Source organism: Cuniculiplasma divulgatum (assembly GCA_031200235.1).
Lineage (GTDB): Archaea > Thermoplasmatota > Thermoplasmata > Thermoplasmatales > Thermoplasmataceae > UBA509.
Genome location: CP133595.1, coordinates 154,569 through 175,482 on the forward strand (window position 1 = coordinate 154,569; position 20,914 = coordinate 175,482).

Annotated in this window: 15 protein-coding genes and 2 tRNA genes; 10 read left to right on the top strand and 7 right to left on the bottom strand. The window is 47.1% G+C overall.

The features are described from left to right. Positions 1-49: 49 nt before the first annotated feature. Positions 50-2,038 (bottom strand): hypothetical protein, encoded by a 1,989-nt coding sequence (locus RE469_00860; protein ID WMT44768.1) that lies wholly within the window; start codon positions 2,036-2,038, stop codon positions 50-52. 116 nt (positions 2,039-2,154) lie between these two features. Here RE469_00860 and RE469_00865 point away from each other — a divergent pair, with 116 nt between their 5' ends. Next, entirely contained in the window at positions 2,155-3,633 is a 1,479-nt protein-coding gene (locus RE469_00865; GenBank protein WMT44769.1) for a D-glyceraldehyde dehydrogenase, read from the top strand. A 129-nt stretch (positions 3,634-3,762) separates the two neighbouring features. Here the strand turns inward: RE469_00865 and RE469_00870 are convergent. After that, a tRNA-Gly gene (locus tag RE469_00870) sits at positions 3,763-3,835 on the bottom strand. Between the two features lie 467 nt (positions 3,836-4,302). Here RE469_00870 and RE469_00875 point away from each other — a divergent pair. From RE469_00875 to RE469_00895, 5 genes are all read left to right on the top strand, one after another. Next, positions 4,303-6,135, top strand: coding sequence for a radical SAM protein (locus RE469_00875; GenBank protein ID WMT44770.1), 1,833 nt, complete (start codon positions 4,303-4,305; stop codon positions 6,133-6,135). Positions 6,136-6,174: 39 nt separating this feature from the next. Next, positions 6,175-6,582: an archease gene (locus RE469_00880; protein ID WMT44771.1), complete on the top strand. Its 408-nt coding sequence runs from the start codon at positions 6,175-6,177 to the stop codon at positions 6,580-6,582. 107 nt (positions 6,583-6,689) lie between these two features. Then, on the top strand, positions 6,690-7,241 hold the full coding sequence (locus RE469_00885) for an arginine decarboxylase, pyruvoyl-dependent (GenBank protein WMT44772.1): 552 nt from the start codon (positions 6,690-6,692) through the stop codon (positions 7,239-7,241). Positions 7,242-7,244: 3 nt separating this feature from the next. Next, positions 7,245-9,995 (top strand): leucine--tRNA ligase, encoded by a 2,751-nt coding sequence (gene leuS, locus RE469_00890; protein ID WMT44773.1) that lies wholly within the window; start codon positions 7,245-7,247, stop codon positions 9,993-9,995. Between the two features lie 68 nt (positions 9,996-10,063). Continuing rightward, positions 10,064-12,040, top strand: a complete 1,977-nt coding sequence (locus tag RE469_00895; protein WMT44774.1) for a bifunctional aldolase/short-chain dehydrogenase — start codon at positions 10,064-10,066, stop codon at positions 12,038-12,040. Here the strand turns inward: RE469_00895 and RE469_00900 are convergent. After that, a complete protein-coding gene (locus RE469_00900; protein ID WMT44775.1) occupies positions 12,033-13,007 on the bottom strand; it encodes a hypothetical protein in 975 nt (324 codons plus the stop codon). The genes RE469_00895 and RE469_00900 overlap by 8 nt on opposite strands. 50 nt (positions 13,008-13,057) lie before the next feature. Between RE469_00900 and RE469_00905 the strand changes: the two genes are divergently transcribed. From RE469_00905 to RE469_00915, 3 genes are read left to right on the top strand one after another with little or no spacing between them, the layout of a single operon-like run. Beyond that, positions 13,058-13,846, top strand: a complete 789-nt coding sequence (locus RE469_00905; protein WMT44776.1) for a tRNA pseudouridine(38-40) synthase TruA — start codon at positions 13,058-13,060, stop codon at positions 13,844-13,846. Positions 13,847-13,856: 10 nt separating this feature from the next. Beyond that, complete coding sequence (locus RE469_00910; GenBank protein WMT44777.1) at positions 13,857-15,059, top strand: MFS transporter; 1,203 nt, start codon at positions 13,857-13,859, stop codon at positions 15,057-15,059. Between the two features lie 6 nt (positions 15,060-15,065). Further along, positions 15,066-16,823, top strand: a complete 1,758-nt coding sequence (locus RE469_00915) for an ATP-dependent DNA ligase (protein ID WMT44778.1) — start codon at positions 15,066-15,068, stop codon at positions 16,821-16,823. Positions 16,824-16,845: 22 nt separating this feature from the next. Here RE469_00915 and RE469_00920 read toward each other — a convergent pair whose 3' ends face one another. The 3 genes from RE469_00920 to RE469_00930 form a co-directional block, all read right to left on the bottom strand. Next, positions 16,846-17,322, bottom strand: coding sequence for a single-stranded DNA-binding protein (locus RE469_00920; GenBank protein ID WMT44779.1), 477 nt, complete (start codon positions 17,320-17,322; stop codon positions 16,846-16,848). A gap of 116 nt (positions 17,323-17,438) precedes the next feature. After that, on the bottom strand, positions 17,439-18,260 hold the full coding sequence (locus RE469_00925) for an ABC transporter substrate-binding protein (GenBank protein WMT44780.1): 822 nt from the start codon (positions 18,258-18,260) through the stop codon (positions 17,439-17,441). 29 nt (positions 18,261-18,289) lie between these two features. Continuing rightward, complete coding sequence (locus RE469_00930; GenBank protein ID WMT44781.1) at positions 18,290-19,513, bottom strand: MFS transporter; 1,224 nt, start codon at positions 19,511-19,513, stop codon at positions 18,290-18,292. Positions 19,514-19,689: 176 nt separating this feature from the next. On the opposite strand from RE469_00930, the gene RE469_00935 reads away from it, so the two are divergent. Then, positions 19,690-20,445, top strand: coding sequence for a class I SAM-dependent methyltransferase (locus tag RE469_00935; GenBank protein WMT44782.1), 756 nt, complete (start codon positions 19,690-19,692; stop codon positions 20,443-20,445). A gap of 240 nt (positions 20,446-20,685) precedes the next feature. On the opposite strand, the gene RE469_00940 is transcribed toward RE469_00935, so the two are convergent. Then, positions 20,686-20,758: transfer RNA gene (locus RE469_00940), tRNA-Pro, on the bottom strand. Between the last annotated feature and the right edge of the window lie 156 nt (positions 20,759-20,914).

A 20,914-nucleotide genomic window follows, 5' to 3' on the forward strand; every position in this document is an offset into this window, starting at 1 on the left:
GAAAAAAATGAGCTATTTGAATGTGCCTCCTTATCTGTTAGGCATTATTTTAACGCTGACTTGTTTCGACGCTGTTTGCTGAATTGATTATTGACCAGACTTCTGCTTCAGTTATTTTTCCCTGGGAAGAAAATGTATGAACAGGTGGAATGCTGAGATTGTAATTTGCATCCAATGCTGACCAGTTGACCTGAAACACTACTGCCCAGCTGGAGGGTGAGGTGAAGTTGAAGTAGACTGGCTGGAACGGCTTGGAAAAGAACTTGAGAAAACTCGCGTTATCCATGGTCACAGGCCGTATGTATGGATCAGTAAGACCATCGTAGCCCCACACGCCATTTTTGAACATATAATTATCAATCAATATGTACCCAACCGAAGTGTAGTTGTAGCTTGAATAATATGCGTTCCCCATGAGTTCATGCAGCACCGATATGTTCACACCGGTGGAATTCCATAAATAGTAAATGCTTTCAAAGCTGCTGGAAATATTATATCCGTTAAGCAGCAGACCAAGGATATGATCGGTTGCAACTGAATAATTCCTGCTTGCATTATGATCAAGCCAGACAGCAGCATTATGATCCGGGATGTTAATAGACTGGTTACCTGACGGAGTAACAACCTTCTGGACCTGGTACGGAGTAGCGGCAGAGGATGCAAGAACCACCACAAGAAGCCCGATTACAGCAAATGACTTCACGTTGTTTATTCTCATGGCCTTAAGCTGTATGCTTGCACGCTTCAACAATCTCAACAGGTAACCCTTCAGGCTGGCTTCGCGTGCTTCAAGTATCCGGATAGTCTGCACGAATCCTCTCTTCTTCCTGAATCTGAAATCAGTAACAAGGGAAGATCTTGCATGCTGAAGAATGCCGTATATCCCAATAGCCTCAAGTATGGATAAAGGTTCGAAAAGGTATTCAAAATATCTTCCAGGATACAGGATCATGTTCCAGGTAACAAGAGAATATATGAAAGATATGAACATCAGTATGAGCCAACCTGTGGTAACGTACTTGGCCCTTCCAGAAACCATGTTGAGACCCATGATGGCAATGCCGCCGTCCATCATCAGAGGCAAAATTGTTATTACATCCCTAACAGAGAATGTTGGAAGGATCACATAGAGTAGAGGTACTGAAATACCAATGGCTGCAAAATAGATGAGAAGTGAAGCATATATGAGTGGTTGGTACATCCTATGACGGGATGCCTCAATCCTCTCAATGAAAGGCTTCAAAAGATTGGTTGGTGAGAATATCACAATGGTTATGATCAAGAAAAATCCGGCAATGATGAAACTGGCGGGCAGATGGAGTATGCCGCCGCTCAGGAAACCGCTGAAGTTGGGAAAGAACACATACCAGTATGCGAAAATGAAAGCCGAAAACGGATAGAGGAAAGCTGCGTAACGGAGACGATTTCTCAGCCTTGGGTCCAGGAAAAGGCCAATCATTGTAATTCCAACCACTGCCATAACGTACATGTAAGTGGATAGTGGATGTGACATCACAAGCAGGAAAGACGAAACAAGCACTGCAGGGTAATATCTCCGGTCATCCATATAGTAAAGGAAGAATAGAACGGTAAGAAGCCCGAAAAAGTGGCCAAATACCAGGATGGATGAAATTGATGTCTGGAACACTATGATTGGGTTAAAGGCATCGAAAAGTGCAGCAAGGAGAGAGATTGTTGGGTTTTTTGTAATCTTATATGCGATGAAGAATATGATTATAGAAGCCAGGCCGCCAAATATTGGGGGAATCTTGACCAAAAGGAGAGTATAGCTTATTCCGGTAAGTTTCCAAAGTGCAATTATTATCCAGTACATTACAGGGAAATCACCATACCCTGCACCTCCCCAGGGGGAAGGGAAAGTGTCCATGATTTTCCCACTCTTCACGAACTCCTGGAGTATTGTATAATAAATTCCAAAGTCGTTTCCAATGGCGAAAGCCCTTAATGAGGGGAGTATTCTTATGAAAATCGCTGCAAGTCCGATCATAGATACTGCAGCGACGGTCTTTCTATCCATGTTTCAGGGAGGATCAACAACAATCATTATATTATTTTGCCTTGTTGGATAAATTGAAAAAGTGCTGAGAAATTACGAATTGCAAATAGTTTTATGCAATAAGACAATGTGAAAATATGAAATTGTTAATCGATGGAGAATGGATCGATGCGGAAAATAAAGAACAGCTGAAGAAGTTCAGTCCTGTGGACGGGACACTTATGGGTGAATTCCCCGCTGCATCAAAGAATGATGTGGACAGGGCAATGGATGCTGCATCAAAGGCCTTTGAATCCTGGTCATCCCTGGGATCAGTTCCGCGATCGAGATACATTTACAAAGCCAGGGAACTGATTGAGAAATCCAGAGGAGAGCTGGAAAATCTGCTTTACAGGGAAAATGGGAAGATACCCATAGAGGCGAGACAGGAGGTTGACGGGGTTCTTGACCAGATGCAGTATTACGCGGAATTTGCCAGAAAAATTACTGGAGATATAGTTGAAGGCGAGACCCCCAAGAGAAAGATCTTCCAGTACAAGGTCCCATTAGGGATAGTGGTTGCCCTGACACCCTGGAATTTCCCGGCGGCAATGGTTGCCAGAAAGCTCGCCCCTGCACTGCTCACCGGTAATACAGTAGTGCTCAAACCAAGCTCCGACACCCCGTATACTGCCGAATGGATCGTCAGGAAATTTCAGGAAGCGGGTCTTCCCAAAGGCGTACTGAACTTTGTTCCCGGAAGAGGTTCAGAGATAGGTGATTATATAGTATCACATAAAAAAGCCGCGCTGGTTACACTAACTGGTTCAACCGAAACCGGTCAGAGAATAATGCAGAAAGCGTCGGCAAACATGTCGAAGCTCATCCTTGAGCTGGGTGGCAAAGCTCCCTTCATGGTATGGAAGGACGCGGATCTCAAGAATGCTCTCAGGACATTCCTTTGGGCAAAGTTCTGGAACGCAGGTCAATCCTGCATCGCCGCGGAGCGTCTTTATGTTCACAAAGATGTATATGCCAAATTCATGTCAATGGTAAAGAAAGCTACTTCCTCAATTGTTACCGGGGACCCGAAAAAATCCGACATGGGACCACTTATTAACAAAGTTGCCCTGGGAAACATGGAAGCAATCGTTGAAAATGCAAAGTCAAGCGGATATAAAATTGATACAGGGGGAAGCAAACCAAAATTATCAGGACCAGCTGAAAATGGATACTACTTCCTTCCAACGGTCATAGAGGGGGTGGCGCAGGATTCATCAGTATTCCAGGATGAGATATTCGGGCCGGTGGTAGGTGCCATGGAAGTCACATCCAAGGATGACATGTTCAAGCTTGCAAACGATTCAAAGTACGGTCTTGCGTCTTACCTCTTCACAGCCGATCAGAATTTGATGTTTGACGCTTTTGAACGTATTAGATTTGGCGAACTTTACGTGAACATGCCGGGTCCCGAAGCATCACAGGGATACCACACCGGGTTCAGGCTTACTGGCCAGGCAGGAGAGGGCAGCAAGCATGGCATTGAGGAATACCTTAAACTGAAAAACATATATGTTGACTATGCTGGAGGAGATCTTCACATAGAAACCGTAAGGGAAGACCTCATCAAGGAATAATCGCTAAATCACTTACATTTTTTACCTGATAGACTGGTCTGGCCGCGTCTACCACCATTTTTGGCCATTTTCTTATTCTGCAACTTTTAATTACTGATAAATTTGAATAACCTATCAATTAACAAATCATGCGGGTGCCGGGATTTGGACCCGAGGCACGAGCTTGGCAAGCTCGCGTGTTACCAGGCTACACCACACCCGCTTAGCACTGTGATTGTGTGGTAAATATTAATTTTTGCGGAGCTTACAGGTGGGGCCCACTCATCTTTCATGAAGCTGCAGATAGCCCTGCTCTGTATGCCAGTATTCCGGAAATGTATAGCAGAGCCTTTAATTTACTGTATTTTTATAAATTTGAATTCTATATATGGCAAGCTATTAGCTGACTCTGCTAAAAAAAATGTCTACTTTCCCAGAAAAAATATTGCTATACGCACCTGAGCCTATTTCCAGCGGTACAACAGATATCATATTAAAGTGTTGCTGTATCAATAACAAACTTCAGCAATATTAAATATAAGATAAATGCAGCTCCTGTTATTTTCGGTGTTAGTAAGCATTACGTCAAAGGTTGATTATGTTGCTCATGGAACTAATATACTGGAGGGGCATTTCGCATGCCTTACTACAAAAATCTTTTAATAATTGTAATCTTGTAGCATAAAATAGGTGATTCCAAGAATGATTGTATCTGAAGAGAGAAACAGGTATCCCGAGGTCAAGTTTTCTGCAGACTTCGAGATAAGTAAAAACGCACCGTTCAAGACGGTGGATGAATTCGTCAATGCGATGGGACACCTTATAACTCCAGACATGATGGTTATGAGGGTCACAGAGAGTTTGTGCCCTATCTGCGTTGATGACGAGAAGTTTGATCAGATGAGGATACCCGCTATAGTCTACGAGAATGCCGGAGAAGTCAAGCTTATCAAGGAATGCGCTGAACACGGTGTTACAAAGGAGAAATACTGGGAAGACTATGAGATGTATCAGGAAGCCAAGAAGTGGCAGGACCCCGGTGTCAGAATCCTGAATCCTCACGTTGCATATCTGGAATCCAAGATTGTATGCCCCACGCACTGCGGTCTCTGTATAAAGCACAAATCACACACAGGACTTGGCAATGTTGTGGTAACAAACCGCTGTGACCTTTCATGCTGGTACTGCTTCTTCTACGCAAAGGAAAACGAGCCCATATATGAGCCAACACAGGACCAGGTCAGGATGATGCTCAGGAGAATGAGGAACGAGAAGCCTGTTGGAGCTAATGCTGTCCAGATAACTGGCGGAGAGCCCACAATCAGGGATGATATCATTGACATAATCAAGATCGCCAGGGAAGAGGGGTACGAACACATACAGCTCAACACCAACAGTATCAGGGCTGCATTCGATCCTGATTTCCCCAAGAAGGTAAGGGCTGCTGGCTCCAATGTCATATATACAAGCTTTGACGGGCCAACCCCCAGATCAAACCCCAAGAACTTCTGGGAAGTCCCGGCTGCTCTTGAAAACTACAAGAAGGCTCCGCTGGGGGTCGTACTGGTTCCAACTGTCATTGGCGGTGTAAACGACCAGTATCTGGGAGACATCATCAGGTTTGGGCTCTCCAACATAGATGTTGTAAGAGCAGTCAACTTCCAGCCTGTCAGCCTTGTTGGAAGAATGCCTGACAGGATGAGGGAAAAACAGAGGATAACCATTCCTGGAGCAATCAAGAAGATAGAGCAGCAGACCGATGGCCTCATAGGAAGAGAGGACTTCTTCACTGTTCCTTCAACAGCCAAGGTATCTGACTTTGTTGAACAGCTGAAGGGCAAGGAAATGTACAAGCTCTCAATTCATTTCGCATGCGGAATGGGTACATATCTCTTCAAGGACGATGACAGAATCATACCAATAACCAGATTCATTGATGTGCGTGGAATGTTCGAAAAAATCGGAGAACTTGCTGATGAGATAAAGGGATCCAACTTCAAGAGGCTCAGCAAGGCCGTCACAGTTCCGAAGCTGCTTCTCAGCCTGAACAAGTTTGTGGATTACGAGAAGGCCCCCAAGGACTTCAAGCTGAAGGATATGATATACAATGCCTTCACAGAAGGAGATTACCATGGACTCAAGGCTTTCCACTACAAATCAATGTTCATCGGTTTCATGCACTTCATGGATCCGTACACATATGATGTGGACAGGGTTGAGAGATGCGATATCCACTATGCAATGCCTGATGGCAGGGTTGTGCCTTTCTGTGCATTCAATGTAATACCTGAACTCTACAGGGATGCAACACAGAGGAAATACTCAATTCCAGCCAAAACCTATGAAGAGAGGACAGGAAAGATACTCAAGAAGGACAAGTACTTCAGGGAATATACAAAGGAAGACAAGAGAAGAATACTTGCTTTCTATGAGCAAAGCATAGGCAGGAAGCTCAGCGAAGATGAAATAGGTCTCAACCTTGAAGAAGCCATCCCAGTGATTTCTTCACAGAGACCCGAGTAATCCCAAATTTTATTTTTAAATACCAATACCTTTACTCAATTGCAATACGAGATTTTTGACCATACAGGCGATGTGGGCCTCAGGTTTTACGGATCTACATTTGAGGAGTTATTTTCTTCCGCTGTTGCGGGCATGGCAAGGCTTATGGGGCGCCAGCCAGGCAGGCACCTCCACGTTTCCAGAAAAGAGATCATAGCCGAGACAGGAAACGAACTTATCCTGTACACCATCCTCTCCCGCGTGCTTTATTACTTTGAGGCTCAATCGGAACTCTACAGCAATGCCAGTTTCCCTGAAGGTATTATACCCGGAGAAACACAGGTACTGCTCACAGGATACAGAATCAATTCACGATTCAGGTACGACTACGTCATCAAGGCTCCAACATTCCACAGGCTGGTACTGCGTCCAGCCGAGGGTTACGGCACCATAGTTTTTGACATATGAAGCATTGCCTCTCTACCGGATGGCTGGTCAGTGCCTGCTTAACAGGCATGCAGCTATTCATCTCCTGCAATGATCAAGATTTTAATTGAAATGACATAACCCTACCAATGACTAGTCTTGTTCCGAAGAAAATCTTCTTCACACGGGGAGTGGGGAGAGGACAGAGCCAGCTGCAGTCCTTTGAGGAAGCGCTCAGGGATGGAGGAATTGCGCCATTCAACCTGGTTGGCATAAGCTCCATCTTCCCGCCATTTGCGGAAACTGTTACCAGGGAGCAGGGGCTCAGACTTCTGTCTCCCGGGCAGATTCTTTTCACTGTTCTTGCAAGAAATTCATCGGATGAGCTTAACAGGATGATTTCTGCAGCAATAGGTTATGCCATACCAACGGACAGGAGCAGGTGGGGATATCTCAGCGAGCACCACAGTTTCGGCGAGACCGAGAAAACAGCCGGATACTTTGCAGAGAAACTCGCTGCAGAAATGCTTGCCAGCACCATGGGTACAACCGACAAGCTGATCTGGAACCAGGAGAAGGAGGAATACGTTCTGGAGAACAGAATACTGACAACAAAGAACATATGTTCCACCGCTGTTGTTATGAAACCTGGTGAATGGACAACTGTAATAGCTGCAGCTGTCCTGATCGTAGAGGAGTAAGAAATGGACCAGTCCATCGAGGAGAAGTGGCAGAAAAGGTGGGCCGAATCCCATGTTTTTGAGCCAGATATGGACCCTGCAAGAAAAAAATTCATGATAACTGTGCCATGGCCATATACCAACGGACCACTGCATGTTGGCCACGGAAGGACGTACACTCTGGCTGACATAATTGCAAGGTACAGGAGAATGACAGGATACAACGTTCTCTTCCCCATGGCTTTCCACCAGAGTGGCACCCCGATTCTTGCCTTTTCTGAGAGAATCCGCCTCAATGATGAGAAGACCATAAAACAGTACCGTGAAAACCTGTCCGAATATGAAGAACCTGAGAACATTGACTCCATAATAGAATCGTTCAGGAAGCCGGAGAATATTGCTGCGTACTTTTCGGAGAGAATAATAAAGGATTTCACAAGCCTCGGATATTCAATGGACTGGACCAGGCGTTTCACCTCAGCAGATCCATTTTACCAGGACTTTGTTGTATGGCAGTTCAACAGGCTTCATGACAGGGGGCTCATAAAAAGTGGCAAATATCCTGTCCTGTACAGTGTTGACGATCAGAATGCAGTGGGTGAGGACGACATCAGCGATGGCGACATAGACAAGGTCACCATTGAGGAGTATACAGCCGTGATCTTCAAGGGAAATGAGTATTCACTGGTGGCTGCCTCCCTGAGGCCCGAAACAATATTCGGCATAACAAACCTCTGGATTTCACCGTCCGGTGACTATGTCCTTGTTGAGATGGATGGCGAGAAATTTGCGGTTTCCAGGGAAGCCTCTGAAAAGCTTGCACTGCAGCATGACGATATCACGGTAATTGGAAGCATCCGGAATTCTCAGATTCTCTCCCAGGAATTTACCGCACCCTTCAGCGGCAGGAAACTGAGGGTGTACCAGGCAGAGTTTGTTGACCCTGACAACGGCACAGGCGTCGTGTATTCCGTTCCGGGGCATGCGGTATGGGATTTTGTTGCCATGAAGGAGTACTCAATAAATGTTGACCCGGTTACAGTTATCGATGTTTTATCTGATCCGGGAATCACAGTTCAGTCACTTGTTTCCCAGACCGGCATAAAGGGAATAAATGATTCTGATCTCATCAGGGAGGCAACCCAGAGGCTGTACAGGGAAGAATTCTATTCTGGAAGGATGAATGGCGAAAACGGAAAATATTCAGGAATGACCGTACAGCAGGCAAGGGACTCCATTAAGGGCGACCTTTTCCAGGAGAAACTCGGCTTCATTTTCTATGAGACCTCGCGGCATGCCACAACCCGCGCGGGATCAAAGGTTGTGGTTGCAGTCATGAAGGATCAGTGGTTCATAGATTATTCAGTTCCATGGTGGAAGAAACTCTCCCATGAACTTGTGGGAAGGATGTTCTACTACCCCGAATTCTACAGGAACGCAATGAACGACGCAATAGACTGGCTACGAGAAAGACCATGCGCACGCCGGAGAGGCATAGGAACCAGACTTCCCTTTAACAGGGAATGGGTCATAGAGTCCCTGTCCGATTCCACAATATATCCTGCAGTTTACACAAATTCAACCCAGCTCAAGGAGATATTCCGGCTGCTTGGCAGGATACCGGAGGGAATCATGGAATTCATCTACGGCTCAGGGGACAGGAGTTTGCTGGCAGAATATGATGAGGCTGTTCAGGATCTTGCCAGGGAAGCCAGAAGGAGCCTTGAATACTGGTACGGCGTGGACATAAGGCTCACGGCCCACCCACACCTGAGCAACCACCTGTCATTTTATGTTATGAACCATGCTGCCCTGTTCCCGGAAAATCTGCAGCCCAGGGGCCTCATAATATCCGGGCTTGTAATATCAAACGGCGCCAAGATCTCCAAGAGCAAGGGAAATGCAATATCACTTCTCAGGATATCGCACCGTTATTCGGCCGATCTTTACAGGCTCTTTGTTGCAGTCAATGCAGACATTGCGTCAACGCTTGACTGGAATGAGGACGAAATCCAGGCTGTCAGGAAGAAGTATGAGACCTTCCTTGCCCTTGTTTCCAACCGCCAGCATGAACCCGGATTCATCTCCACCCAGATTGAGAACTGGTTCGAATCAAGGTTCAACCAGCATCTCGGGGAATATTTCCAGGGCATGGAGAATTTCGATCTGAGGGGTGCAATCATCTCCATATTCTATGAGGTCATGAATGACATCAGGTATGTGGAACAGAGAGGCGGAAATACAGGATATGCTGTCTCACGCATTCTGGACCGCTGGATCCAGGCGCTGGCACCGGTGATACCTCACACCTGCGAAGAACTATGGGAATCCATGGGAAAAGAGGGGTTTGTGAGCACTACAATAATGGATAAAGACAATTCCGGGCCTGTTGATCATGAGATCCTGTCAGCAGAAAAGTACCTGCAGAAGGTTATACAGGACGTAAGGGACATAATGAAGGCAACATCCATAAATCCTGCAGTAATAGAAATCAGCGTATGCGGAAGTGAAATGAGGAAACTGGCCTTACTGCTGGCAGAAAATCGGGCATCGGAAGCAACGCCACGCCTGAAGCCATTCATTGGGGATTACATGAAGAACAAAAGGAATATTGACACCTCTGTCAGCGGAGAGGCAGCCATCCTCAGGGAAAGCCTCACCTACCTTGAGAAGACCTTCCAGTGCCAGGTCAATATAAGCGAGAATTCTCCCATACCGGGGAAAAAGATCGCATGGCCCGGTAGGCCCGTCATAACGCTGAAGCCCTCATCCTGATTGCTTCAGCCAGTTCCCAGGATTTCCTCTTTCGATATTTAATTAAACATAACAGGCATTTCGGCAGTATGGCTGAAGAACGCAAAGGAATAACATTCAACTCACCGCTGGAAGAGCGAGTTTATTATTCAAGACTTCTGGGCGGGGATTCCTCCCTTGTGCTGCATGGGGGCGGCAACACCTCAGTAAAGGTAACGGAGAAGGATCATACTGGAAGGGATATCCATGTCCTCAGGGTGAAGGGGAGCGGATCGGATCTTGCCACCATCACGGAGAGAGGCTTCACCGGCCTCAGGATGGACGATCTCCTGGCCGCAAGGAAAATTAAGGAAATGTCCGATGAGGAAATGGTTGCATATATGCGGAAGAGCATGGTTGACCCTTCTGAATCCTCTCCAAGCGTGGAATCATTCCTGCATGCCTTCATACCGCACGCCTATGTAGATCACTCGCATTCTGACGCAATACTGTCCATCACAAACACCACAATGAAGCCTGACGAGATAAAGAACATACTTGGAAATGTAATGGTGATACCGTACATCCCACCGGGCTTCAAGCTTGCAAGGGCTCTTCTGGAGACAATAGAATCAATGGGGCCAGAAATAAAGGGAATTGTGCTTTCACGCCACGGCCTCTTCACCTTCGGCGAAAGCGGAAAGGAGAGCTACGACCGCCATATGGAGATAGTTTCTGCGGCGGATAAATACATCAATGGAAAGCTGAAAGGCACAGATCTTTTCCCGAAGAAATATGACAGGGTCGATCCCGCAGCTGTGGAATCATTGCTTCCCACAATCCGTGGACTCCTGTCCAGATCAACCAGGAAAGTTCTGAAGATTGCGACAGATGAGGCTTCATTGAAGATATCCATGTCGGGAGAGGCAGAGAAGCTGGCCACCAACGGACCTGCAACTCCAGATATGCTCATCAGGACAAAGTTTGATTATGCCTACATTGACCATGTGTCCAGATCAGCTGACGTGATCGATGAATATGCAGCAAAATACCGAAAAGAGTACGAGGAATATGTCAGGGGATTCCCCATGCATGACCCATATCCTTCATGCATTGTCATAAGGGGATACGGACTCATTACAGCCGGTATAAATTCCCGAGAAGCGTCAATTGCAATGGACCAGATGAGACACTCCCTGCTGGTGAATGCCAGGGCAATGAGGCTCGGAGGTAACTCATTCATATCCCGGAAGGAGGCGTATGAAATGGAATACTGGCCTCTGGAGGAAGCCAAGCTGAAGAAATTCCACCCACGCCCTCTTGAGGGTCATGTATCGGTGGTCACAGGAGCGGCCAGCGGAATCGGCCTGGAGGTTGCCAGGAAACTTGCCATGAACGGTTCAGCAGTCATTGCCTGCGATCTGGATCCGGATGTCACCAGCGTTTCAAAGACACTGGGAACTGAATCAGGAAATCCAGTAATCCCCGCTGTCATTGACATCTCCAGCGAAGAGGCCGTGGAGAAAGCTTACAGGAATGCAGTGCTGGAGTTCGGTGGCGTGGACATGCTGTTCAACAATGCGGGTGTGCTCAAGAGCAGCCTCATTGAAGATACAACTGTCCAGGATCTTGACCTCCATTACAGGGTTAATGCCAGAGGCACATTCCTGATGACACGTGAGGCATTCAAGATCATGAAGGCACAGAACATTGGGGGCAACATGGTTTTCAACATAACCAAGAATCTCACAAATCCGGGCCCCGGAATGCTGTCATACGGATCCACAAAGGCATTTGCAGCCCACGTATGCCATTACGTTGCCAAGGAAGGTGGGAAATATGGAATCAGGGCAAACATAGTCAATCCTGACAAGATATTCAGGGGTTCCAAGATCTGGGAAAATGGCGTCCTTGAAGCCAGGGCTAAGGCAAAGGGACAGACCGTTGAACAGTACAAGACCCAGAATCTGCTGAGAAGGGAAGTGCTGCCCGATCACGTCGCAAACGTTGTCCTTGCCCTGATAAATGAGGATGCTTTTGGAGCCACAACAGATGCAATGATACCAATAGATGGCGGAATCATCTGATAAAAAGTTCCCTCAACACACGGACAATGCCCAGGTCAATACCGAAATTCCTGAAGTCTCTCTTCACCGCCGGTATGGCTGCGATATTGGCCGGTTTTGCCATCTTCCCGTTTCTGGCATCCATGAGGAGCGAAAAGAGCTTCTCGTAGTGGCCGAATTTCCTTCTTACGGCATTTCCGTACTTTATCTTTATCTCCTGGAGTTCTGTTTCATGGCATAGGGTCTGGTACAGTATTTCTGCGCACTCAATTGAGGGAAGTATGCCTTCACCGGTTATGGGGCTCACAGTACCGATTGATTCACCAACACCCACAGCTCTTCCGCTGAACATTCTGCTGAAAAGAGGCCTGAGCCTCAGATCCCTGGCCATTATGGCCGAATGATCAATATTTTCAAGGCTCTTCATTATGAGACCCGTTGAATCTGAGCCTGCTCCCACGTGGTAGCCCTGCTCCAAAGGAAATTCCCAGTAATAGCCATGTCCTCCGGGAAAATACCTGAAATAAAATTCTTCATGGCTGGCTGATCCGGAAAGGTATTCTGTGGTATGCATCGTGAAGTCCTCAGGGGCTGCACCAAGATAGTGCCTTGAAATCCCGGTGGCATCCACCAGTATGTCATCCTCTCCAGGCAGTGGCGCCATTCTCCTTTCAACACCGACTGTAGACACAAGGTCAGCCTCAAGCCTGTTCTTGTCTACTGTGCACAGTCCCCTGGATGGAAAGTGCATTTCCGGCATACCGTCGCCTGTGAGTATTACCGAATCAGCTCTTCTCTGGATATATGAATCGCCATCCAACCCAGCAAGCTCTGCATATTTCCTGAAATTGAATTTGTTTGTTGCGTAACCGCATGGAATCCTGAATCCAGGTTTTTTTGGGTCATACAGCCTCAATTCGACTCCCGTTGTGGAAAGTCTCCTTGCAAGATATGAACCAGCCACGCCTGAACCGGCTATTATTATCACCGGGGAGCATGCTATGCGTAAATAATACCTGTTGCCATATACCACAGAAAATGAGGATCGCCATAAAGTTCGGCTATCTTGGATGGGATTACAGCGGATTCCAGGCTGGAAACGGTGAAAACAGCATTGAGGACACAATATCTGAAAGTCTTGTGAGGATCGGCACATCCTCTGAGATACACAGTGCTGCCAGAACCGACAGAGGAGTTTCTGCACTATCGAACGTGCTCACTGTTGAGACCGATCTCCCGGCTCCACGGATAATGGGATCGCTGAATTCCATGATTGACAGCATGGTGTTCCATTCATGGAGCCCTGTTGCTGAGTCCTTCAATCCCAGACACTGTGAGAACAAGACGTACCGCTACATGCTGCAGCAGGACGACCTACCCAACAGAGAACTTATTCTGCCGCAGCTCAGGCTGTTTCTCGGCACACATGACTTTTCTGCCTACTCCCGACGGGATGGTCGGAATCCAGTAAGGACAATAGAGTCCATTGAACTCAGCGAAGATGGGGGAACATTCATGATAGACTTCACCGCCAGGAGTTTTCTCTGGAACCAGATCAGGACCATAATTGCCTTTGTTGTTGAAAGCAATGCTGCCGGGGAGATACGTGATCCATTCAGTTCCACTGATCGCTTTCCAAAGATCGCTGCAGCAGCACCCCTCATACTCATGGACGTAAGATATCCCGATATAACATTCAGCCCATGTGTCGGAAGATCAAAACTTGCTGCATTCAGCAAAAAGTTGAATGAAATCAGGTTCCGTGGATGGGTTTCGCAGCAGTTGACCAGAGGAATCACAGGAATAACTAGTAATATAAGGAAATAATGCCCTCTGAATGGGGTACAGGGCACAGGCCATTTCTATCAATGCATCAAGGGCTGTTTATGCTCTGAACTGGTTCAACATTGCCCCCGGTCTTCAGTACATATCAAGGGATCTCGATCTTTCACTGGTCCAGCTTGGCATAATGACAACTGCATTTTACATCGGTCTCTCAACGTTTCAGCTGGTTGGAGGCCTCCTTGCCTCAAGGATAGGAAACAGGGCCACCTCGTCCCTGGGAATAACCATACTTGGAGCTGCAGTTATTGCAACCGGATTATCCCAGAACCTTCCCGATCTTTTCCTTTCGCGCCTCTTTGCCGGCATCGGATCCGCCATGTTCTTCTCCCCTGCCCTGGGAATGATTTCAGAGATTGTGCCGCAGGACAAATACAGCTTCCACGTTGGGCTTTTCAACGGATCATTCAATCTTGGGGGAGGAGTAGGGATAATAGGCTGGGATTTCCTGGACCAGGCATTCAGCTGGCGCACTCCTCTCTTCCTCTCGGGAGGCATTATGATAGCACTTGCAGTTGAAAACTACATAATTCTCAGGGGAGCTAAAACCAGCACCTTCGGCGCAAGGGTCTTCAGCAGGGCCGGTGAGGTGCTGAGATCCAGGCTCATCTGGATCCTCCCCATAGCCGCGCTCTCCGGCATACTGTCCGAAACCGTCATAGGGCAGCTTTTTGTATATTACGCCGAAACAGGGCTTCATATGTCGCCCAATGTTGCAAGCGTTCTTGGCACTACATACCTGCTAATAGGCTTCGTGGGAGGCATGCTGGGAGGTTACATTTTCGGTAGGATCAGGAAGAGGATCCTGATGTTCCTTGCATGGGCGCTCATGGTAGGCGCATTCACTGCGGTGATATGGATGACCTCCAGCTTCATCCTGCTTTTCCTCCTGCTGATACTTCTTGGAATACTTACAGTAAATGTGCTGTCAATGCTTTACACCCTGACTGCCGAAGCCACAAAGGATCGCGGCATGGTGTCATTCGCCCTCTCATTCGTCAACTTTGTGCAGAATATCATAGGTTCATTCAGTCCCCTGCTATTTTCACTTGTATACGACCATTCAAACTATGCATTCTCATGGATAACCATAGGGGCAATAGGTGCCGCCTGCGTATCTGCGGGATACATGTCGCTGGGCTACCTGAGATCTGAAATATATGGAAGACAGCCATTCTTTAATACTGATTCCAGATAATCAACAGTGTTGTTCTCAGCCGTTTCAGAAAAATTCAACCAGCTGTCCGGTACACGGAAAAGGCTGGAGCTTACTCAGATACTGGTGGATCTCCTCAAGGAAGCAGGTAAGGACCTGAGAATTCTCACATACCTGATCCAGGGGAAGCTGGGACCGGATTACCTTGGAATAGAGTTGGGACTTGCTGATAAGCTCATCATAACAGCACTTTCCGGAATATCTGGCAAGACAGAGGATGAAATCAATAACATGTTCATGAAATCCGGGGACCTGGGATCTGTGGCCAAAGAAATTACTGCGGCAAAGTCGCAGAACTCACTTTTTTCCCATGATCTTACTGTGGAGGCCGTTCATTCATCGTTGCTTAAGCTTGCCTCTGTGAAGGGAGAAGGCAGCGTGAAGAACAAGATCAGGATATTCCAGGACCTTCTTCTTAATGGAACACCTGATGACGCACAGTACATTACAAGAATTGCCACAGGAAAGCTCAGGCTAGGAGTATCTGACGCCACCATACTGGATGCACTGGTTAATGCCTTCTCAACTGCAGATAAATCCGCCGAGATTGATGAGGCATACAATTTCCACCCTGACATAGGCTATGTGGCTGAGCTTCTGTCCAGCGGGCGTGAATCCGAGCTCATCAATGTGGGGCCTGAACCCATGGTGCCGGCCAAGGTGATGCTGGCAGAACGCCTTCCAGACATACCCCAGATTCTGCAGAAGATGGGTGGTAAGGCCGCCTTTGAATACAAATACGATGGGATGAGGACACAGATACACTATTATGGCGGACAGGTGAAGATCTTTTCAAGGGGCACAGAGGAAACCACCTCAAATTTTCCTGACATAGCAAGGAACTTCAAAACCACCTTTTCTGTTGAATCGTGCATCCTTGATGGCGAAGCCGTTCCGTATAACCCGGAAACAGGAGAGCTGTATCCCTTCCAGGTGGTTTCCCAGAGGAGGGGAAGAAAATACGATCTTGACCGGCTGGAGGCGGACGTGCCACTGGTTGTATTCCTTTTTGATGTTATATACCTCAACGGGGAGCCTTTGCACAGGAAGCCGTATCTGGAGAGGCGCCGCATTCTGGAAGGTCTTTTCACCCCAAATGATTCCTTCAGGACCGCAACTCAGATAGTGTCCGATAATCCGGAGGAGGTTCAGAAGTTCTTCGACGAATCCATCAATTCCGGCTGCGAAGGAGTTGTTGCCAAGAACGTTTCTGAACAGTCCATCTACCGTGCGGGTGCAAGAGGATGGCTCTGGATCAAGCTGAAGAGAGACTACCAGTCTGAGTTTGAGGATTCACTTGACCTGACTGTAATTGGGGCATTTGGGGGCCATGGCAGGAGAAAGGGCACCTACGGCGCACTTCTCATGGCAACATACAACAAGGTGACGGATGTTTTCGAATCCATATGCAAGCTGGGAACAGGCTTTACGGATGATGTACTCTTTGCACTTCCTGCCAAATTCAAGGATCACATAGTGCCAGATAAGCCCGCACGAGTGGAATCACTTCTGCAGCCTGACGTGTGGATAGAGCCTTACTTCGTGATGGAGATAATTGGCTCTGAGATAACTGTAAGCCCCGTGCACTCATGCGCATTCGGCAAAATTGAAAAGGGGGCTGGTCTCGCAATAAGATTCCCGAGATTTACAGGGAAATGGCGCGAGGACAAGAGGCCTGAAGATTCAACAAGCACGCAGGAAATTCTGGAAATGTTCCATGATCAGAAAAAAAGAATAAAGGGCTGAGAAGCCCTTAACTGGGAATTGTTCAGAAATCGTCTCTGGGTGGTCTTCCCCTTCCGCCCTGGTTATTGTTGTTGTAGTAACCGCCGCCGCTTCCGCCTCTTCTGAAGTTTCCGCCGCCGGTTCTCCTTGGGCCTCTGAAGGTGTTTTCGTATTCCTTCTCACTCATGTCAACTTCATCGTTGACCTCTGAGATTTCCTCTTCTCCAACCTTTAGGGTGCCATATTTGCCCACATTGAGCCTCATGTGCCCCCTAACCAGAGAAATGTAACCGTTATCTATGTAAAGCGTCTGACCGTCAGTTGCCTGACCTGCCTGGTCGCCCCACAGTGATAGTATTATCTTTCCTGTCTCGTCGCCAATATAGACCTCTGTTACGGATTTATCTTCTCCAAATCTGGTCTGTATTTCCTTCGGTTCGCCTACGCTAACAACCTTGGCAAGGACATTTACTCTCCTTGATTCTGGTGTAAGGTCTTTTATTTTGGTAGTTCCTTCCATTCTATTACTTCCTTTGTCTGTATAGAAGACTAGGACTAATTGTGTCACCGTATTTAAATGATACGCAAGATTGAAGATGCGAAATTCGTACGGCTCAAATTCCAGCGAGGAAATGTTTACAGATCATCCAGTTTTTCCATTGTCCATGGAATGACCTCCCTTATGAACGCGGGGCCATGATGGGCAAAAAAATCCAGCTTCCCAGGGGTTACGAAGAATCTCCCAAGCTTGACTGCACTCAGGTTCTCCCATTTTCTCTCCTTGATGAGCTTCTGCTGCATTGCATTATCAAATCTGCCGTACATCTTTGGTTCATAGAAGATTACGTCAGGATCTGATTCCATGACAAAGTCCAAATCTGGCTGGACCCATTCCGAATCGGTTTTTCTGTAGATACTGTTCACCCCCATCAGGGACAGTGCGTCAGTTATATAGCTCATGGATCCGAAGGTTACAGGACCGCCCAAATCTATCTCCAGGTAACCGGTCAGTGCAGGATGTCTTCGTATGGAACCAAGATATTTCATAAGCTCAAAGTTCATGTATTTGGATTCGTCAACGCGTCCAGTAACTATGCCAACCCTTGACACAAGGTCCAGTATGCCTGCCACTGAGGAGGGCAGCTCAAATATGAACACCGGGTACCTTTCAGACAGTTTCATTGCAAAGTCCTTCTGGTACCCGGATATTGCAAGAATCAGGTCAGGATTCACCGCATCAAGAACCTCAGTTCTGGCACTTCCGTAGCTTCCGACACGTCTGATGCCTGCAACTTCCCTGGGGCGCTGGCAGAATGCCGAAACGCCAACAATATTGCTGCCAAGACCAAGCTCGAAAAGTATCTCTGTCACCGCTGGGCTGAAACTTACTATTCTCTTGGGATTGAGCGGTACTTTTACTTCCCTGCCTGTATGATCAATTAGCGTCCTGGAATCCATGACCGGTTAACTGCACAATGGATAAAACCTTAAGCTGCTGATGCCAGCTTTTCCGCCTTCTCCCTGGTGGGCAGAAATGGCAAAAACAGCAATGACCCTATGGCAAATGGAAACATGTACAGGATTGCCGTTGGAACATTGACAAAGAGCGTGAACAGCGTGATGACTGCCGCACCTATGCCACCGCCAACGGTCTGTCCGATCCCCCAGACCAGCCCGTTTGATGCACCGGAAAATTCCTTGGGCACAACCTGCCCCACATAGCCAAGGAATACAGGGAATCCACTGTATGCTGCAAAAGCGTATCCTCCGTAGAGAATTATGGTCAGTATGAAATTATGGTAGAATATGAGGAACAGCCCAAAGAACACAGTTGAAAGTACGAAGGTAACAATAACAGTAAATCTGCCGCCATATTTGGCAGTGATCTTTCCAAAGTATGGCTGGCCAATTATGGGAGAAATGTAGGCGAGGGTGATTATGGTGACCATAAGGGTCTTGCTCTTGAATGTCTCATCGAATAGAGTTGGGATAAAGGTGATGGTGCCCGTCAGGAACAGTGACCGGACGAAAACCGCAGCAGTTAGCATGTACAGGAACGGCATAAACGCCTTCATGCTCCTTTTCGTCTCTGCCTTTCCTGAAGAATCGGCTGCGATGACTTTCTTTTTGCGTGACATCTCCTGTCCTCTCAGACCGCCGTAGATTATTGCTGCACTGACCAGGCTGTATAACGTGTATATCAGAAGACCGTGAAAATCACCAAGTGCGGTCATGAGGAACACAATCACCAGGGGCATTATGGCTCTTCCAAGGCTTCCAAATGAGCCGTTGACTCCCATTGCGCTTGGGGCAGACCTTGGCTCAAAGGTTGACCTGAGTACAGCTGCCCCGAGAGGGTGATAGAAGGCCTGCCCTATTCCAAGGACTGTTGCGCCGGCCAGTATAAGGGCAAGAGTATACCCCTTTATGATAAAGGGCAGTGCCAGAAGAAAGGAGGAAAGGGCGAGAATCAATATCCCAACAGCAATGAGCGTGCCATGGTTTCCTTTCCGATCGGCATAGTTCCCTACCGGGGTGCTGAATATCCCTGAAATAATATTGAATATTATGGCCATTGCTCCAAGGTACGGTATCTTGATTCCCGGCAACTCTACATAATAGGTAATCAGAGTGGGATAAAGCAATGTGGTGCCATCATTGGAGAAATGACCCAGAGAAGTGAAGGCCAGGGATCGAAGCTTTCCATACATCTTGCTGTGGATGGGATATTCCTATTTAACGGTGATTTAGCACTGTACATAATTCATGTAATGCGATCAAACGTGCAAAGAGAGCAAATTATTATCATGACGTAATGAAGGATGGCATTTTAACCGGAGAGGTTGAGGAACAAAAACAAAATTTATCAGTAGATGATAGCTCAAACGTGAATGATGCAGAGAAGATTTTCAATGGAACATCTTTATTTTATTCCAGGTATAGACCTACATATCCCCATGACATAATTGACACCCTATCCGAAGTTGCCGACTTCAGCAGTGACTGGACGGTTGCAGACATAGGGTCAGGAACGGGAATCCTCGCTACTCTTTTCCTTGAGAATGGCAACCACGTGAAATGCATTGAGCCCAACGGAGAAATGAGGGAAATGTCCATTCGAAATCTTGCGGGAGCCGGTAAGGTGGATTTCATTGAGGGGACAGGCGAGTCCTCAGGGCTTCCAGACGCTTCCGTGGACCTTGTTGTTTGCGGACAGTCGTTCCACTGGATGGATGCCAAACCTGCAATGCAGGAGTTTTCCCGAATTCTTCGAGGCAGGAAGTGGGTTGCACTCATCTGGAATGACAGGGTGATGGAGCCTGGAACCTTCACCTGGGATTATGAATCCGTTGTCCGCAAATATAGCAGCAAATATCATTCCACAGGGAGCACCGTGCTTGACTGGAAAGACCTTGGAACGCTTTTCAGGGAAAATTTTCAGACGTTCAAGTTCCCCAATGTCCAGAAACTTACGCTGGATGCAGTTATGGGGCGTTATCGGTCTGCTTCGTATGCAATCACCCAGAATGACCCGGCTTACTGGAAGTTGGTTGATGATTTTTCAAGCATATTCCATCGCTATGAAACCAACGGAAGCGTGGAAATGGTATACAGGACAGTACTGTTTCTCGGAAGCATTTGAAAATTTTCAAAATAACCGTTAGAATAAACCGCAATTCTGGCGTAATTTCTGGAAAAATGCACGAATTGGCGCGAAACCTGTATGGATGGCACCATGTGAGAATTATACTGCTTTTGAGATGGGGCGATATAACTCAGGACATAATTGTTATCCTGTTCTAAATTTAGAAGTTAAGTTGCAGGAATCCACTTTATATTCCACATAGAAGCCTTAATGAAACAGAAATAACATAGTTAACAGTGGGTCTGCCCGGATTTGGACCGGAGTTTCCAACTCCCGAAGCTGGAAGGATACCAGGCTACCCCACAGACCCTTATCCCGGGAACATAGCAAGCGTGAATATTTCATTTTCCCTGACCTTTATGGCAAAGGCCACCCGAATTAAACCACTATATTAATACTTTGTGCACATTTAAGGGCCTTTTGTTAAATTTACAGCCTCATTTCATGCGGTGCAGGCATCATTTTC

Coding starts and splice junctions, on each gene's coding strand:
- RE469_00905 (WMT44776.1), top strand. CDS start 13,058: ATGAGGATCGCCATAAAGTTCGGCTATCTTGGATGGGATTACAGCGGA.
- RE469_00865 (WMT44769.1), top strand. CDS start 2,155: ATGAAATTGTTAATCGATGGAGAATGGATCGATGCGGAAAATAAAGAA.
- RE469_00925 (WMT44780.1), bottom strand. CDS start 18,260: ATGGATTCCAGGACGCTAATTGATCATACAGGCAGGGAAGTAAAAGTA.
- RE469_00910 (WMT44777.1), top strand. CDS start 13,857: ATGGGGTACAGGGCACAGGCCATTTCTATCAATGCATCAAGGGCTGTT.
- RE469_00885 (WMT44772.1), top strand. CDS start 6,690: ATGACTAGTCTTGTTCCGAAGAAAATCTTCTTCACACGGGGAGTGGGG.
- RE469_00920 (WMT44779.1), bottom strand. CDS start 17,322: ATGGAAGGAACTACCAAAATAAAAGACCTTACACCAGAATCAAGGAGA.
- leuS (WMT44773.1), top strand. CDS start 7,245: ATGGACCAGTCCATCGAGGAGAAGTGGCAGAAAAGGTGGGCCGAATCC.
- RE469_00895 (WMT44774.1), top strand. CDS start 10,064: ATGGCTGAAGAACGCAAAGGAATAACATTCAACTCACCGCTGGAAGAG.
- RE469_00930 (WMT44781.1), bottom strand. CDS start 19,513: ATGTATGGAAAGCTTCGATCCCTGGCCTTCACTTCTCTGGGTCATTTC.
- RE469_00860 (WMT44768.1), bottom strand. CDS start 2,038: ATGGATAGAAAGACCGTCGCTGCAGTATCTATGATCGGACTTGCAGCG.